Below are 17,003 nucleotides of genomic sequence, written 5' to 3'. Positions count from 1 at the left end.
TGGCACTGCCATGACCTTATGAGTGTATTGGACTTAGACGATGACCTCTATAGCGGTATCAATTTTACCACAATGCCAGGTATCGGAATTATGCAATAGAGTACCTCGACTCCGCTCGGTAACCGAAGCGCCGCACTGAGCGGAGTCGAAGTGTCAAAACCAACGGCAGCGGTATATTTATTCCTGTAAATCACTTAACTTATCCTGAAATATGGACAACCAACTCCCGCGTATGACTACGCTGACGGTGTTCCCATATATAGATACCTTGCCACGTTCCCAGCACCAAGTGACCGCTATTAATAGGAATATTTTCCGAGGTATGAGTTAAGGCTGTACGGATATGTGCTGGCATATCATCAGCACCTTCCGCATCATGGATGTATTTACCCGACTCTGGCACAAGTTTAGCCATATAATCAGCTAAATCCACCAATACATCAGGATCGGCGTTTTCTTGAATCACTAAACTAGCTGAAGTGTGGCGTAAAAATAAAGTACAAAGTCCAGTTTGCACCCCCGACTCAGCAACTATGGCAGCAATTTTTGAGGTGATATTGTAGAATGACTTGCCAGTGGTGGAAACTCTCAGTAGTTTTTGGTAATGTGTCATGTGTCAGAGACGCGATTAATAGCGTCTGTACAAGGATTATTCTCTATATCCCAAGCATATAAATAGTACGTCACGGTGCGAAGGAATCACCCATTACAAAACGCCCCAATGCTGACTGTACAAGTTTCTTTATTTCAGACTTCAGACTTCAGACTTCATACTTCTAATATAGTTAATCACAGCTTGGGCGATCGCTTCATTGCCATCTTTAGCAAGTGGTTGAGATTGCTTTGGCGGCTGCAGAGGTTGAGAGATAAAATCCCAATTACCTTGAAAAAACTCAGATGGTGTAAGGATTTGATGCTGATTATAATTCTTCAATCCTGCTAACATAAAAGCCGACTCCGCAAAATCATCACGGGTGATTGTGACGATGGGTAAATCTAGTTTTGTCGCTTCCGCAAAAGTGCCGTAACCTGGTTTAGATACTACGCGCTCACAAAGAAGCATAAAATCTACTGGGCGGTATTTTTTGTCGGTAATCTTCACCACATTAGGTAAATCAGGTGCAGATTGATCAAAGACGATGAATTGATAATCGGGAAATCGCTGTAAGTTGTTGTAAGGAATCTGCTGCAAACCCAAACCGCCAAAAGTCAGTAAAATCGTCTTGTCTGGCGGTGCAGTTATCCCCCAAGTAGCGCGTAAATCATCAGCAGCGTGACGGGGAGTACCACCAGTTAAGCCGACATCTGTGATATTCTGGAAAGCCTGCATCGGTTCGTGGAATGGAAGACGAAATAAGCGATCGCATTTTGCATAACAATCACTAATCCAATCAGCAATTTCCAGAAATTCCCCTCCCCAATCCCGATATATCAAGTCCCAACCAAAGTTACTCATCATCCAGCAAGGGATATTTGCGGCTTTAGCCATGAGAGACGCGAGAAAAGGAATATCTGCCAAGATGAGATTGACACGATTTTGGCGAATAAAATTCACTTCCCCAGCAATCAGTGAATTTTGATTTTTCTTGATTTCCCGCAACTTTTCTAAAGTCGCGGTTTTATCCATAGTCAAACTATCTGGTTGCACCACACCCAAATCAAATGCACGGGGACGATGGATAAAATCACCTTCTATATAGCATTCTAGCAACCACCGAGGAGCAGTAGTTGTCATAATTAACAAGACTTCTGGATACAGCTTTTGAATTGTCGCGGCGACAGATGCTGTGCGAGTTGCATGTCCGAAGCCGTGGTTAGTGATAGCTATGTATAAGATTGGGCGGTTCATTTAGTTAAGGAATAGAGAATTGGGAATATCTTCAATTTCATATCTTATACTTACCTAAGAACTTGTCCTGTCGTAACATATAAATATTAGGTTTTAATACTCTTGAGAGATTTTTGATATTCACGAATTATTTATCTTGGCTAGAGGAATTAAATCATGGCTCAAACTTTACGTAAATTAATTACATTCGATGAATTTAGTGCTTGGTATCCCGAAAACTCGCCAAGACGTTATGAGCTTTATGATGGTGTAATTGTTGAAATGGCAAATCCAGTAGGCGATCATGAAGAAGTAGTTGGATTTTTAGTGGCAAAAATAACTTTAGAATTTAGTCGGCTTAATCTTCCATATCTCACCCCTAAAACTGCTTTTGTCAAACCCATAGAAAAAGATTCAGCTTACTCGCCAGATTTATTGTTTTTAAATCGTCCTAACTTAATTAATGAACCACGTTGGAAAAAGGAATCTACTGTTAGTCAATCTGCATCGATTCCTTTGGTAATTGAGGTTGTCAGTACGGCAGTCGCTTCAAGCCGGGAAACCCGTCCAACGCGCTGCCTCACTAACTGGCGTGATGATTACCTCAAAAAATATGCTGATTACGAGGAAATGGGAATTCCTGAATATTGGATTGTAGACTACGCTGCATTAGGTGGTAGGGAATTTATTGGTAAGCCAAAACAACCGACTATCTTGATTTGTGCTTTAGAAGAAGGTGAATATGTGGTTAACAAGTTTCGTGGTGGTGACAGGATTATCTCGCCAACTTTTCCCGAATTAAATCTGACTGCACAACAAATTTTTCAGGCTGGCGATGAACAGTTATCAGTGAACAGTTAACAGTTATCAGTGAACAGTTAAGAGATTTTCTATTTACAAAATTCTTTAACTCTCTCAACTAATTGCTCAATTTCTGATTCTAACGTCAAGTAATGGACAGAAGCACGGACGCAATTAGGATTAGCAATTGTGCGAGTTAATATTTTTTGTGATTCTAAATATTGCACCAACTGGAGATTAGTTTGGGTTTGGTTGGTGAGTTGGAAAGAGACTATCCCACTTTCAGGTGGAGAAGTCCGCAAGCATTTGACATCTGGTAACGCCGCCAACTGTCGCCATAGGGACTCACTGTTACGGAGAATTTGCTGATAACGTTCCTGAGATGTTCCCCACTCATTATGTACTGCGATCGCTGTTTTTAACCCTGGATAAAGCGTAAAACTTGATGTCGCTACCTCATATCGTCGCCCATCTGGACGCCAATTCACAGGCTGCGCTTCACTATTGACAACCACGCCACGCAACCCAATAAATGTAGGGTTTAAACTTTCTCTGGTTTCTGGTTTTACATACAACCCACCGACACCCGCAGGACCACACAACCACTTGTGGCCGGTGAAAGCATAGAAATCTACACCCAATTCCGCTAAATTTAAAGGCAATGCACCAACAGATTGGGCAGCGTCTACTAAAAGTAGGGAGTTATTGTTTTTGCATATTTCTACTATTTTGTCAAGGGGTAAAACTTGTCCTGTGTTCCAGAGGACATGGCTTAAAACCACGAGGCGCGTGTTGGGGCGCAAGTGTTGAGCGATCGCTTTCACAGAGTCGCCCTCATTTAAAGTTACCATGAGGGGACAGGTGGTAACTTCCACGGCGAATCTACGGGCAATTTCTTGTGTAGTAGCAATCACACCCGGGTGTTCGCAATCGGAAAGTAGTAAGTGATCGCCTGCTTGCCAATCAATACCCCACAGTCCGATATTACAGCCCACAGTGACGTTTTCAGTGAAGGTAATTGTTTGTGGTGATACATGCAACTCAGATGCGATCGCTTCTCTTGTCGTTTTTATCTCCTCGTCAATCCAATGACCAACCTCTGTGCTGAAAGGGCCTATATGCTGAATGTGAGTTTGACTTTGGGCAATAACATCTAACACCCTTTGAGGCATAGGCCCTTGTCCCCCATAATTGAAATAAATCTTATTCCCTAAAGCGGGAAATTGCTCTCGATGATCATCCAAGGGAGTTTTTGCCGTGTAAATACTAGTCATCAGGAATTCAAAATACAATCATTCTACAGTTACGAAACGTAAATATACCTGAAACCCTTACTAATGACAAATAACAATACCTTCGCGATTTTTCTGTAGGTTGGGTTGAGCGGAGCAAAACCCAACAAATGCGTTGGGTTTCATGCTTCAACCCAACCTACGAATCTCATGACGAATAACAATCCCCATAAAGTACTAATTTATTGTTAATTTAGATAGATGTTAATCAATGCCGAACTCTTACTACAATACCAACGCTGCAAACGCCGACCTTTTTTAGATATTCACGGTGACAGAAGCCAGCGAGATGTCCCTAATGAATTGTTGCTAAAACTGCAACAAGACAAAATCGCATATCAACTAGGTGTTTTGGCAGAATTTACATACAGCCAACCAGATTATCCCAAAAGAAACTGGGCAGCGGGGCAAGCAGCAACTTTAGAATTGATGCAGCGTGGGGTTGAGTACATTCGCCAAGGAGTGCTGTTAGTAAATTACAACGAATGGAGTGAAGATATCCCCGAATTTCCCAGGGATGGAGAATATACCCTCCTCAGTCGTCCAGATTTACTCATCAAACAACCGGGAGAATCTCGCTTTGGCGATTGGATGTATGTTCCAGCGAGTTTGGAACTTGGTAAACGTCCCAAGCAAGAATATCAAGTAGTCGCCGCATTTCACGCCCAAGTTTTAGGAACAGTTCAGGGAACTGCACCAGATATAGCTTGGCTGAAATTGCGTACCAAAGACACAGGTTATGAGGTGGATTTACTCAAATGGACGCCACAGATGCAGCTTATTTTGGCAGAGTTGATTCAAGCCTTGGAAGCACCAAATGCACCAGAAGTCTTTATTTCGCGCCAAAAATGCACCCTTTGCCCTTGGTATAGTCAATGTTATGCGATCGCGCAATCTCAAAAACATCTCTCACTGTTACCAGGAGTGTCACCGCTACGCTACACTCAACTGCAAACACTTTCCATTACTACTCTAGAATCTCTCGCCAACACTAGCCCTAGCGCCCTAGAAAATCTCCTGGGTTTCGACAGCATAGTCGCACCCAAACTAGTAGTACAAGCCCAGTCTGTATTAGAAAATCGTCCGTTTATTTTACCTTATCCCTTACCAACCGAGAGCATTACATTCACCGCTCCCATAGAAATTTATTTTGATATTGAAGCCCAACCAGACTTAAATTTAAATTATCTTTTAGGCGTTTTGGTTGTGGATACACAAGCCAAAACAGAAAAGTTTTATTCATTTCTTGCAGAACGTCCGGAAGAAGAAGAATCAATTTGGCAGCAATTTCTGGATTTAGTGGGACAATATCCCGAAGCGCCAATTTATCATTTTTGCGTCTACGAATTTGATACCGTCAAAAGGTTAGCAAAGTTATATCGCACTCCTTACTCTTCAGTAAATCCCATCCTGAATCGGTTCGTGGATGTGTATGAACAATTAACCCAAAGCGTCGCCTTACCCATCGAAAGTTATGCCCTCAAAGCGATCGCCCGTTGGTTAGGATTTGAGTGGCGTAATCCCGAAGCCACTGGTGCCAAGTGTATTTACTGGTATGACCAATGGTTAGAAACAGGCGATCGCACCTTATTAGAAACAATCCAACTCTACAACGAAGATGACTGCCGCGCTACCCACAGCGTGAAAGACTGGCTAGTCAACTTTTTCTAGGCGAACTCCACTTTAAAGAGCGATCGCTCTTTAAATGGGTAACATCCAGAGGTAATTGCACTGTAAAAGTGCTGCCTTTACCCAATTCGCTTTGTACATTTAATCTACCTTGATGTGCTTGAACAATAGCTTGAGCGATCGCTAATCCTAATCCAGAACCGCCAGTATTACGAGAGCGATCGTTACTCACCCGATAAAAGCGATCAAAAATTCGTGTCAGTTCATGTTTCGCGATACCAATCCCTGTATCTTGAACTTTAATTACAGCATTATAGTCATTGCGATCTAAAAAAACTGTCACCTCACCTCCTTTCTGTGTGTATTGAATCGCATTGACAATTAAATTAGAAAATAAGCGATAAAGCTGGTCAGAATTACCTATAATATTCAAAGGTTCATGCACTTGTATTGAAGATTTCAGCTTTACCTCTGCAGTAGTTGCCATTGCTGTAAACTCCTCAATTAAATCGCTAACAATATCAGTTAGGCAGCAAATTTCACATTGTAACTTTTTCGCTTGTCTATCTATACGCGCTAACATTAATAAATCAACAACTAAACCTGTTAGCCGCTGATTTTGACGTTGTATAGTTTGCAAAATATCCCGTGCTTCTTCTTCGTCTATTTGTGCCATCAAAAGTGCTGATTCTACAGTTGCACCTGTTGCGGCTAAAGGCGTTCTTAATTCATGTGCTGCATCTGCCGTAAACTGTTGAATTTGTCGATAGGATTGATAAATTGGCTGCATAGCTAATCCTGATAGCCACCAACTAGCACCAGCAATCATACCCATTGCCACTAGCAGTCCTAACACCAAAATTAGTTTTACACTATCTAAGTAATGATTAAACTCTTCTAAACTACGCCCTACTTGCATATATCCCCAGTCTTGATGATTTTGGGTATGCAGTGCTAGAGTAATTTGATGATAATTTTTACCTTTACTATCTTTGAAAAATTGCCAAGTTTTTTGATTAAAAACATCAGGTAATCCCTTGGGATAATAACCAGCATTAGCAACTAATTTTCCGGAAGTATCAAAGAAACGTATATAGTAGCTAGTTTTAGTCACAATACCAAGAAGATGGCGTTTAGAATGCGGCTGTTGTTGACTACAATTAGTAGCTCCAGTTCCGCAGTTATCTATATTTGGGAATAACTGATGTGCTAAGGGTTCCAAACGTCCGGGTGACTGTAGTTTTAGTTCGATACTGTCATGAAGTGTCCCCGCTACAGACTCAATTTCACTATCTAAAGCCACCACATGGGCATGGAACACTGCTCGATAAAAACCGAAAGCAGATATACTTAAAATTAAACCCATAACGATGGCATAATACAGAGCCAACCGAATACGGGTGAGACGAAACAGCTTATTTTGATTCATTAGTGAAATTAAGACGATATCCCATACCGTGCAAAGTTTCAATCAAGTTAGGACAGTCGCTATTGGTGAGTTTACGACGTAATAAACGTATTTGCGCCGCCACTACATTACTACTAGATTCCGCATTTACTTCCCAAATTTGATTGCGAATTTGTTCAGTCGTGACAATTTGCTTGGGGTGCTTCATAAAATATTCCAATAGTTGAAACTCTTTATTAGTTAAAGGAATGCTTTGCTGTTCGCCTATAGTATTTTGCCTGACAACTGTACTGTTGCCATAATCTAGAGTCAAATTACCAAGAGTCAATTGTTGAGGTTGGAAATGTGGAGAGCGACGCTGCAAAGCCCGCAACCGTGCTAACAATTCCACCATTCCAAAGGGCTTAACTAAATAGTCATCTGCACCCGCATCTAAGCCAGTAACTTTATCTTCCATGCTATCTCTAGCTGTTAGCATCAAGATAGGGAGAGGATTGACTTGAGAACGCAGCCTTTTACACAGTTCTAAGCCATTAATCCCTGGAAGCATCCAGTCAAAAATCGCTACTGTATATTGTGCCGAGCCATTTTCTAAGTAAGTCCATGCTTCAGTACCATCCATTACCCAATCAACTAAGTACTTTTGTTGATTTAAAGTACGCTTAATAGCAGTCCCTAAATCTGGTTCATCTTCGACGAGCAGCACCCTCATATCAAATTCAGTAGTTTAAGGTTCGTTGTAAATTTGTGACGTAAACATAGTTTGCAATTGTCATAGAATTTTCCCCTAATAAATAATTTGATAGAAGTTTATAAAATATCATCATTTGCTATCTAAACTTGTGACTTAGTAGAGACGAAACGAAGCCATACCTATGGGAATGACTGCATCAATGTCAACTTCTTGAGCCGAGAAACTGTAGACGGAACCTTTACCAATATTTCTTCTTTTTATTTTGTTAAGGTTAATCTCAAACTTAGTTTTAGCAACAACTGGTTCGGGGAAAGCTAGTAGTATTGTTTTACCGTTGACAGATACATTAGTGTTAATCTGATGTTCATTTTCATCCACAACATCAATATCCCTAACGTCATTACTCACAGTTACATTATCTGGAACTTTGATCAGTAGTTGGGTAACAGCTTTGCTATTTTGGGGAACGTGCAACCGGAACGTATGTCTAAAAATTCCCCAGCGTGTGGGAGGGAATTGTACATTTCCATCAATATGGGGAACCTTACCATCATCTGTTCTATCACTTGCATAGCTAGGAGCAATAATAGCTGTACTACTCAGAGTCAATATAACAGCGTAAATAAATGACCTCTTCATATTTACCTCTAAAATAATTAAATCTGTCCGTCTCGCTCTAACTTCAACGCTATAGCCTTTTCTACAGTCATCGCACAGATTTGATCTACAGCGATGTTGTTATTTCTTATTGGCGCTTGCGTCTAAAAAAATTCCACATAATTGACCCCATTGAGAACAGATGCCAATTATTTCAGGTCAAAAATCGTGATCAATTCAATTTTCTTCTGGCTTTGACTGATACCAAGCCTGATACCATTGCTGCATCTGGTTAATTTCAGCCGTTTGAGTTTTAATGATGGACTGAGCTAAATTACGAATTTTTGGTTTGTGTGTTTTTTTAGCAGCCATCTTTGACATCTCCACAGCCATGCGATGGTGAGGAATCATTTGACGGATAAATTCTTTGTCAAAATCTGGTGCATTTTTCAATGTTTCTAAATTTACATTCATACCTCTCATGTTCTGGTTCATCGGCATTTTCATCATCTCTGGGTTCATCTGCTGACTCATGCCCTGATGTCTTGCCATCATTTCTTGATGAGTCATGGCTGTTACAGGTACTTCTTTGCCATACCATGCCTTATACCAAGTTTGCATTTGCTGAATTTCGCGGTTTTGGTCTTTTTTTATCACAACCGCTAGGTTCTTAATTTCTGGATGTTGAGCGCGACTTAATGCGAGTTCAGCCATTTCTAATGCTTGCCGATGGTGAGGAACCATCATTTCCATGAAATGCTGATCTACCTGATTCATCATCCCTCTTTGGGGAGAAGGAGTAATTTCCGGGGATGGATGATGAGTATTATGTCCTGGATTGGGAGTTTGGGCTTGTGTGCTATTTATGATTAATAATCCTCCAATAGCACTACTACTCAACAACCCGATAAGACCATAAATCAAATTTTTGTTCTTCATAAATTCACCTCTTTGAGGGACTGAAGAGTTAAGTCACAGCCGCAAAACTTCATTTATTTGTTTGACTATAATTCTAGCTTTTCATTTCAGAATGAAATCAAGATGAAATATTGTTTTGTCTCAATATTTATTTACAATACGATTGCTCCCATCGTGTGCTTGGCGCCATCTTGCAGCATCCTTGAAGGTTAATCTGATATTCCATTGCCTGATAACTTCTGCTCTGAGTTACCAATGGCAATACATTGATTGTAAAACCACAGATATATACAGACAAACTATATTTATCTATGCTTTTGAAGCTATAGAGTTTCTTAACAAGCGTGAGGTATATCCGTAAGGACACGGCAGTGCCGTGCCCCTACACAGCGTGATCTAATTTTGTACTTCATCTGAATGGGAAGCGCTATCATAGTTATATGAGGTATCTATCGATTAAAATTAAATCTACCGTTGACTTTTTCACCTTTAATATCAACAGTAACTTTTACCTGATATTGACCAATTGCTTTTTCAGTTAACTTTGCTGTGTAATGTTTATCATTGGCATCATAAGTAAACGCAACCGTCTTTTGTTTGCCATCAGGTAGCTGAATTTGAGCCGTTACTTTTGCATCAGATACTGTTTGGTGATTGTCACCTTTTAGCACGTATAAATCCATGTGAGTTGCGCTTGCTTCTTTCTCAGGAACAAATTCCAGGTGATAACTTACTGTCTCTGCAACTTGACCTCCATGAGATTCACCATGATGGCTATCTTTTTTAGTAGCAGGTGAAGTTTGAGCGATTGAGGTAGAAGCGGCTGGACTATTTTCTGTATTAGCTGCTTTATTACTATTACTACAAGCTCCTAAAAATAGTAGTCCTACACTGCCAATAACAATCAAACCGGATTTAAGTGAATTCATGGGTTTATTCCTCATTGCTCAAAAACTGCTTTTGGTACTTTTCCATCCTCTACAACTGACATAGTAATATTAGGCAGCAAGAACTTAGCAAACTTAGCATATAAAGCTGGTAATACCATTAAAGTTAATGCCGTAGAAGTAAATAATCCACCTAAAACTACTATTGAAAGTGGGTGTAAAATTTCTTTTCCGGGACCACTCTCAACTACTAGAGGTGCTAATCCTAAAGCAGAGGTAAAAGCTGTCATTAAAATGGCATTCAGACGTTCCATTGACCCTTTAATCAGAACTTCTTTAAGTGGTATACCGATCGCAAATTTGGTGTTGTAATTATCCACAAGTAACAAACCATTGCGGGTAGCAACTCCAAATAGAGTGATAAAGCCAACCAAAGAGGCAATGGAAATTATTCCTCCAGACAAAGCTACTGAAAATACTCCCCCCACCAACGCCAAAGGCAAGTTAATCATAATCATGGCGGTAGAAGGGATAGATTTGACGGAAAGATACATGATGACTGTAATTGCAACAAAGGCGATCGCACTCGAAATTAAGATATTCTGAGTTGCTCTTTCTTCTGCCTCAAATTGTCCTGCATACTGGATATAGTAACCAGAGGGTGGATGTACCTGTTGATTAACTTTGTCTCTAATTTCATTAACAATGGAACGCAAATCTCTACCATTAGCGTTAGCGGATACAACAATCAAGCGGGATACATTTTCTCTATTGATAGTATTAGGCCCAGTACCATTTTCAATTGTGGCCACCTGTGCTAGAGGAATTTTTTGTCCATTAGGAGTATCAACTAACAAATTGCGAATCATATCCAAATTCTGCCGTGCGTCTGGCTTTAACCACACAGCTAAATCGAAAGTTTGTTGTTTCTCTAAAACTTGAGACACTATTCGTCCATTCAGAGCAGTTTCAATAATTTCAGAAAGTTTGCCTATTGTTAAACCATACCGTGAAGCAGCAGGTCGGTTGAACTTAATTTGTATTTGTTCAATGGGTATTTGGGGTTCTAGTTGTAAATCTACAATCCCATTAACGGTTTTCATAACATCATCAACTTGCTGTCCAATGGTGCGGAGTTGTTCTAAGTCGGGTCCGAAAATTTTGACTGCGATCGCACTCCTCACTCCAGATAACACCTCATCCATGCGATGTGAGATAAAACCGCCAATATTTGGCGCTACCCCCGGTAACTTAGCAAATTCCTCCCGTAACTTCTCAATCGTCCCTTTCCTGTCTTTCATCCCTGCGTCGCTTAACTCGATATCCAAGTGTCCCAAATTCACACCTGCTGCATCCCCATCTCCCGGCGCACGTCCAGAACGCAATTGCACGTATGGAAATCTAGAGTCTCCCTTGAGTGCGTGCTGTAGTGTTTCACCAGCTGCATTAGTAGCTTCTAGAGAAACCCCCGGATAAAGAGTTAGGGTATTCACCAGAGTTTGCTCTTGAAACTCTGGTAAAAATATTCTGCCAAAGGAGGGGACAATTATAGTTGCAGCTATCAAACTAGCAGCAGCAGTACCTATAACAATTTCAGAATGCTTCAAAGAAAATGTTAATAGAGGATAGTAAAGTCGCTTAAAAAATCTCGCAATCCAAGGTTCTGTTTCTGGCAAACGACCATAAGGCAGTAAAATTGCACATAAAGCCGGAGTCACCGTCAATGCCGTGATACTAGAGGCGATAACTGCTGCCATATAGCCTAATCCCATTGGGACAAAAATGCTGCCTTCGACACCAGCTAAAGCAAAAATTGGCGAGAACACAATTATGGTAATAATGGTAGCTCCAAATACTGAATCCCGTACCTCTTGACAACCATCAAACACAACATCTAAAACTGGACGCGGGTTGGGTGAATATTTATTTTCTCGCAGGTTACGGTAGACATTTTCGGCATCGACAATTGCATCATCAACTGCTGAACCAATTGCGACTGCTAACCCTCCCAAGGTCATAGTATTTAAACCTTGTCCCAACCAATTTAGTAGTAGTACTCCTAATAATAAAGATAAAGGTAGGGCAGTTAAACAAATAGCCAGATTTCGCCAATTCATTAAAAAGGGAATTAGAATTAAAGCAACAATAATGCTGCCTTCAATTAAAGCCTCTCGAATATTTTCAATAGAAGAATCGATATAGTTTTCTTGACGAAAAGTAGGTGTGACTTTAATATCTTTGGGTAAGCCTGCTTGAATCTCTGACATCGCTGCTTCAATAGCACGGGTAACAGTAGGAGTATCGGCTTGGGGCTGTTTATTAATCATCACAACAATTGCCTTTTGACCGTTAAAACTACCATCACCCCGTTTAATAGCTGCACCAATTTGCACGTCAGCAACGTCAGAGATTTTGACAGGCGTACCATTACGGGCAATAATTACTGATTGCTGTAATTCTTCGATAGATTCAATCCGTCCAATCCCCCGAATCAACTTTTCTGTATCAGGAGTGATTAAATACCCACCAGGAGCATTCACATTGGCAGCAGATGTTGCTTGTTCTACATCTTCTAAAGTGACATTAAAGGCTCTTAGTTTCGCTGGATCAACTAATACTTGATATTGGCGGACATCGCCACCATACGCAACTACTTGACTAACACCAGGCACAGCTAAAAGGCAGTTTGTCACTTGCCAATCAACAATTCGCCGCACTTCCATTAAAGAAGTATTTTCTGATGTAAAAGCATATTGTAATACAGTGCCAATGGGAGAACTCGTAGGGGAAATTTGCGGAGTTTCTACCCCTGACGGCAGCTTACTAAAGCTCTGTTGTAATCGCTCTGTTACTAGCTGGCGAGCTTGATAAATATCAGTATCCCAGTTAAAAATGACTTTGACGACAGAAATTCCTGCTGCTGAAGATGAGCGTACTGCCGTTACTCCAGGAGTACCGTTAATAGCACTTTCAATTGGTAAAGTTACCAGGGATTCTAATTCTTCGGGGGCGAGTCCTGGTGCTTCAGTTTGAATTTCAACTTGGGGTGGTGCAAAGCTAGGAAAAACATCCAAGGGCATTTGGATAATCGTCCGACATATCCAAATTGTCAGGATAATTGTACCCAGGATGACTAACCAACGGCGAGCGATCGCCCATTTGATGATAGCACTGAGCATTTTTATTGTTGGGTATTTTTACTAATGATGATGACTTTTGATTCTTCATGAGGCGCACGGTGGTTGTCATCTGAGTGAAGTTCTGCCCCTACTGGAACTAGTTGAGTCTTGCTGCGACGACCTACCATGAAACCTACAGCAGCTATCCCAGCGCCTCCACATGCTCCTAGCAACCACAACGGTAGCGGTAAGCTAGACGTTTTAACCTCCGTTGTTGGCGATAAAGCTTTTGTGTGTTCCGAGACTTTTATCTGAGTACTACCTCGGAGAGATTGAGCGTAGAGTTGTGGTGCGCGTTGAGTGACAATCATATCTCCCTCGAATAAGCCACTGTTGACCTCAACCCTATCTCCAGAAGTCTGACCTAATGTAACTTCAACTGTTTGATAAGCATTACCATTTTGCAGATACACAACTTTTTTACCATTCGCGTCAACTACTGCTGAGGCGGGAATAGCTAAATTAACTGCTGATGTTTGGTCTGTTAAGACTTCTAGCTCCGCGAACATTCCTGGTTTGAGTTGTCCGCTGGAATTATTTACTTCCGCTTGTACTGGTACAACTCTTGTTTCTCCTTCTACCACTGTTCCAATTCGGGAAATTCTGCCAGAAAAAGTGCGATCGCTCACACTCGCAACTTTTAAACTAATTCTCTGACTAATTCTTACTTTGCTTAAATCTTTTTCATAAATGTTAGCTGTAGCAAAAAGCCGACTATCATTGACAATCGTCATTAATTTGCCACCTGCATCATTAAAAGTTTGACCAATACTCACTTCTCTATCAGCAACCTTACCAGAGATGGGAGCGCTTACTGTCACTAGTCCCTTGGAGTTTGGAAGATTTCCTAGTTGAGCAAGTCGAGTTTGATAACTAGTATTACTGCGATTAATATTTGATTTTGCTAACTGAACTGATGCTTGAGCGCGTTTGAGTTGATTTTCTGCCCCGATAACATCCCGGCGGCTCTTAGCTTTAGTAAGTTCGGCTTTTGCCTGCGCTAACTGGGTTTTAGATTCTAAAGCATTGCGACGGGGTAAAGCCCCAGCATCAGCTAACTGTTTGTCTTTGTTGTACTTTTCTTGAGCAAAGTCAACTTGACTCTGTGCTTGGGCAATTTCAGATTCGGCTATTTGTTGATATTTTTGATAATTTTGTTGAGCTAGTTTTAAGTCTGCTTCGCTGTAGTGTAAATCAGCTTGACCTTGTGCTAATTTGTCCTGAGATTCCACGCGCAAGGTTACTAAATCTGGACTAGTAACAACAGCAAGGGGTTGACCTTTTGTTACTGATGCACCGGGTTCTGCCAATAATTCAACCACTTTTGCCCCTTGAATTGGGGTAGTCACTTCTACTTTTTGGCTGGGAAGAGTCTCTATTTGTCCAGTAGTTTTTATGCCAATAGCTAACCTTTGACGTTGAACAGGCTCGACTTTAATCCCTAAACGTTTGACTGTGTCGGCATCAACCTGAATAGAATTATTAGTTGAAGTGGCTTCATTCCCTGCTGCAAATTCATTTCCATGTCCGCCATGAGCCATAACAACTGTGGGACTGGCTAATAACAGCAGGCTCAGGAATATGCCAGAAACAGTAGGTGTTTGGGAACGCAGAGAATTAGACATTGCGCTTTTAAAGTCCTTGGGTATGGAACGTCAGGAATTGCGAACGGTCATTTCTAGAAAAATTGTTCCTCTTGGTGAGGAAGTTCAAGTCTTCTCCCAAGGGGAGACGCTGTTCGCGTAGCAAGATCCCCTACGGGGTACGCTTAGAGCGACGTTAGGAGCGTCACCCGAAGGGGCAAAGTCCTTGGTACTAGTACAGGTCGGCGGAAATGAGCATACCATTGTAGTGCGAGCATCTTGCTCGCAGACAAACGCGAGCAAGATGCTCGCACGAGATTATCAAAATGAATTTATAAAATGGTATGGTTATTTACGCCATGCAGTACTAGGTCCTCTCAAACGGAGAAGATCGCATTTGTCGCACAGTGCTTTTAAGTTTTAGAAATGCACTCTTTTACAGTTTTTCATTTAGAAATGAAATTAGGATGAAATCAAGCTTTATTCGCTACTGTTTCATTTGGTTAATTGAAAGCAGCGAGAAACTCCATTCCCGGACTTCGTCCCGCAACGCTTAAGTAAGTCGGCACAATAAAACCAAACTATGTGAAGAAAAGTAACCGAAGCTCAAACCCAATTCCCTCCTGTATTCTGTCTTATCTCAATGATAATTATTTACGCCGATCTACTTACATGAGTGAAAAAGTGGAAGAATATTTTTGTCATTCCCCCACTCCTCATTCCTTGACTTGAGCGTGATATTGTGTGTATTGACTTTCATAATTAAGCGATCGCTATCTATGCAGCTAATTAAAAAACTATTGACTTTGCCAAGAATTATTTACTTTAGTATCACAATTATCATTATTAGCTTGGTTTTCTTCTTCAGCAATTTAGCATCAGCAGCTACTATAGTCACTGGTATAGAATTTATTGGACAAGCCACTTTACCTACAGGATTATCCTTTCAAAAAACCCAATTAGGAGGTTTATCTGGAATTACCTACGATACAAAAAAAGACCTTTATTATGCTGTTTCCGATGATCGTAGTGAAAAAGCTCCTGCTCGATTCTACACTCTAAAAATAGACCTCAGCAAAGGTTCACTAAAAGATGGTGATGTTACTCCAGTTGCAGTAACTACACTGTTAAATGATAATGGAGAAAAGTTTCTCCCTAGTACAAGTGACACAGAAGGCATTGCTTTAACTAGCAAAGAAACAGTCTTTATTTCTTCTGAAGGCGATGTCGATAAATTAATTAATCCTTTTATTAAAGAGTTCTCACTATCTTCTAGCAAAGTAGTCAAAACATTACCCATCCCAAACAAATTTTTACCAGATAAAAACGGTAAGCAAGGTATCCGCAATAATTTAGCTTTTGAAAGCCTCACCATCACACCCGATGAAAAGAATTTATTTACAGCCAGCGAAAATGCGTTAATTCAAGATGGTGTAGCAGCTCAACCTAAAATCAGTACTCCTTGCCGGATACTACAATATAGCCTGCTCACCAACCAGCCAGAAAAGGAATATCTCTATCAAACTGAACCAGTCACCCCTCTTTTAAATCTTACTGGCAAATTTGCTAGCGGATTACCTGATTTATTAGCCCTCGATAATCAAGGCAACTTCCTCAGCTTAGAACGGGCTTTTACAGGCTTTGGATTTGCAATTTCCCTGTTTGAAGTTTCTTTGGAAGGTGCAGACGACATTCAAAATATCGACAGCCTCCTAGCTGTTGACTTGAATAAAATCAAACCAGTACAGAAAAAAAAGCTCTTAGATTTGGGAACTTTACAAGTATCACTAGACAACATTGAAGGCTTAACCATTGGTGCCAAATTTCCAGATGGACAGTCATCACTACTTCTAATTAGCGACAACAATTTTAACTCCTTACAACGCACCCAGATACTAGCCTTTAAACTCAAAATCGAATCACCACTCATCAGGTTCTTTCGCCGCTTGTTCCGCATTTCCTGAACAACAATATCCCCGAATTATCTAATAAATTTGAGTTAACAGTTATAGTTATCAGCACTAGCCTTGAGCATTGCCTATTGCCTTCCGTATATTCACTGACTGAATTAGACAAATCAATCCCGAAGATTTAGGGTTTCCGTGGAATTTCTCATTCGCTTCTCCTAGCAAATATGCTACACCATATTTAAGAGCTTTTGCATACAACTTCCCTATATTTTGATCA

13 protein-coding genes are annotated in these 17,003 nt (G+C 40.7%); 3 read left to right on the top strand and 10 right to left on the bottom strand.

The features are described from left to right. Nucleotides 1-199 precede the first annotated feature (199 nt). Together CAL7507_RS29015 and CAL7507_RS29010 are read right to left on the bottom strand one after the other, a co-directional pair. Nucleotides 200-613 carry a secondary thiamine-phosphate synthase enzyme YjbQ gene (locus tag CAL7507_RS29015; RefSeq protein WP_015132064.1) on the bottom strand — a complete coding sequence of 138 codons (414 nt, stop codon included), beginning with the start codon at nucleotides 611-613 and terminating at the stop codon, nucleotides 200-202. A gap of 141 nt (nucleotides 614-754) precedes the next feature. Then, nucleotides 755-1,849 carry a hypothetical protein gene (locus tag CAL7507_RS29010; RefSeq protein WP_015132063.1) on the bottom strand — a complete coding sequence of 365 codons (1,095 nt, stop codon included), beginning with the start codon at nucleotides 1,847-1,849 and terminating at the stop codon, nucleotides 755-757. 156 nt (nucleotides 1,850-2,005) lie between these two features. Between CAL7507_RS29010 and CAL7507_RS29005 the strand changes: the two genes are divergently transcribed. Then, complete coding sequence (locus CAL7507_RS29005; protein WP_015132062.1) at nucleotides 2,006-2,689, top strand: Uma2 family endonuclease; 684 nt, start codon at nucleotides 2,006-2,008, stop codon at nucleotides 2,687-2,689. 29 nt (nucleotides 2,690-2,718) lie between these two features. Here the strand turns inward: CAL7507_RS29005 and CAL7507_RS29000 are convergent, their stop codons facing one another. After that, nucleotides 2,719-3,903 carry an aminotransferase class V-fold PLP-dependent enzyme gene (locus tag CAL7507_RS29000; protein WP_015132061.1) on the bottom strand — a complete coding sequence of 395 codons (1,185 nt, stop codon included), beginning with the start codon at nucleotides 3,901-3,903 and terminating at the stop codon, nucleotides 2,719-2,721. Nucleotides 3,904-4,122: 219 nt separating this feature from the next. On the opposite strand from CAL7507_RS29000, the gene CAL7507_RS28995 reads away from it, so the two are divergent. Continuing rightward, entirely contained in the window at nucleotides 4,123-5,592 is a 1,470-nt protein-coding gene (locus CAL7507_RS28995; RefSeq protein WP_015132060.1) for a TM0106 family RecB-like putative nuclease, read from the top strand. On the opposite strand, the gene rppB is transcribed toward CAL7507_RS28995, so the two are convergent. From rppB to CAL7507_RS28960, 7 genes are all read right to left on the bottom strand, one after another. Continuing rightward, entirely contained in the window at nucleotides 5,579-6,979 is a 1,401-nt protein-coding gene (rppB, locus tag CAL7507_RS28990; RefSeq protein ID WP_015132059.1) for a two-component system sensor histidine kinase RppB, read from the bottom strand. The two genes, CAL7507_RS28995 and rppB, sit on opposite strands and share 14 nt — an antisense overlap. Next, the gene (rppA, locus tag CAL7507_RS28985) at nucleotides 6,966-7,670 is read right to left on the bottom strand and encodes a two-component system response regulator RppA (protein ID WP_015132058.1); all 705 of its coding nucleotides are present in this window, start codon (nucleotides 7,668-7,670) and stop codon (nucleotides 6,966-6,968) included. Before rppA ends, rppB begins: the two co-directional genes overlap by 14 nt. A gap of 135 nt (nucleotides 7,671-7,805) precedes the next feature. Then, nucleotides 7,806-8,291, bottom strand: a complete 486-nt coding sequence (locus CAL7507_RS28980; RefSeq protein WP_015132057.1) for a DUF2808 domain-containing protein — start codon at nucleotides 8,289-8,291, stop codon at nucleotides 7,806-7,808. A 195-nt stretch (nucleotides 8,292-8,486) separates the two neighbouring features. Then, entirely contained in the window at nucleotides 8,487-9,188 is a 702-nt protein-coding gene (locus tag CAL7507_RS28975; protein ID WP_015132056.1) for a DUF305 domain-containing protein, read from the bottom strand. A gap of 428 nt (nucleotides 9,189-9,616) precedes the next feature. Beyond that, the gene (locus CAL7507_RS28970) at nucleotides 9,617-10,096 is read right to left on the bottom strand and encodes a hypothetical protein (protein ID WP_015132055.1); all 480 of its coding nucleotides are present in this window, start codon (nucleotides 10,094-10,096) and stop codon (nucleotides 9,617-9,619) included. Nucleotides 10,097-10,107: 11 nt separating this feature from the next. Next, nucleotides 10,108-13,233, bottom strand: a complete 3,126-nt coding sequence (locus tag CAL7507_RS28965; protein WP_015132054.1) for an efflux RND transporter permease subunit — start codon at nucleotides 13,231-13,233, stop codon at nucleotides 10,108-10,110. Between the two features lie 2 nt (nucleotides 13,234-13,235). Further along, nucleotides 13,236-14,858: an efflux RND transporter periplasmic adaptor subunit gene (locus tag CAL7507_RS28960; RefSeq protein ID WP_015132053.1), complete on the bottom strand. Its 1,623-nt coding sequence runs from the start codon at nucleotides 14,856-14,858 to the stop codon at nucleotides 13,236-13,238. A 737-nt stretch (nucleotides 14,859-15,595) separates the two neighbouring features. Here CAL7507_RS28960 and CAL7507_RS28955 point away from each other — a divergent pair. Continuing rightward, on the top strand, nucleotides 15,596-16,780 hold the full coding sequence (locus CAL7507_RS28955; RefSeq protein ID WP_015132052.1) for an esterase-like activity of phytase family protein: 1,185 nt from the start codon (nucleotides 15,596-15,598) through the stop codon (nucleotides 16,778-16,780). Nucleotides 16,781-17,003 lie beyond the last annotated feature (223 nt).

It is taken from the genome of Calothrix sp. PCC 7507 (genome assembly GCF_000316575.1).
Lineage (GTDB): Bacteria > Cyanobacteriota > Cyanobacteriia > Cyanobacteriales > Nostocaceae > Fortiea.
Note: the sequence above shows the minus strand (reverse complement) of the source record. Positions and strands in the feature narration are given on the sequence as shown.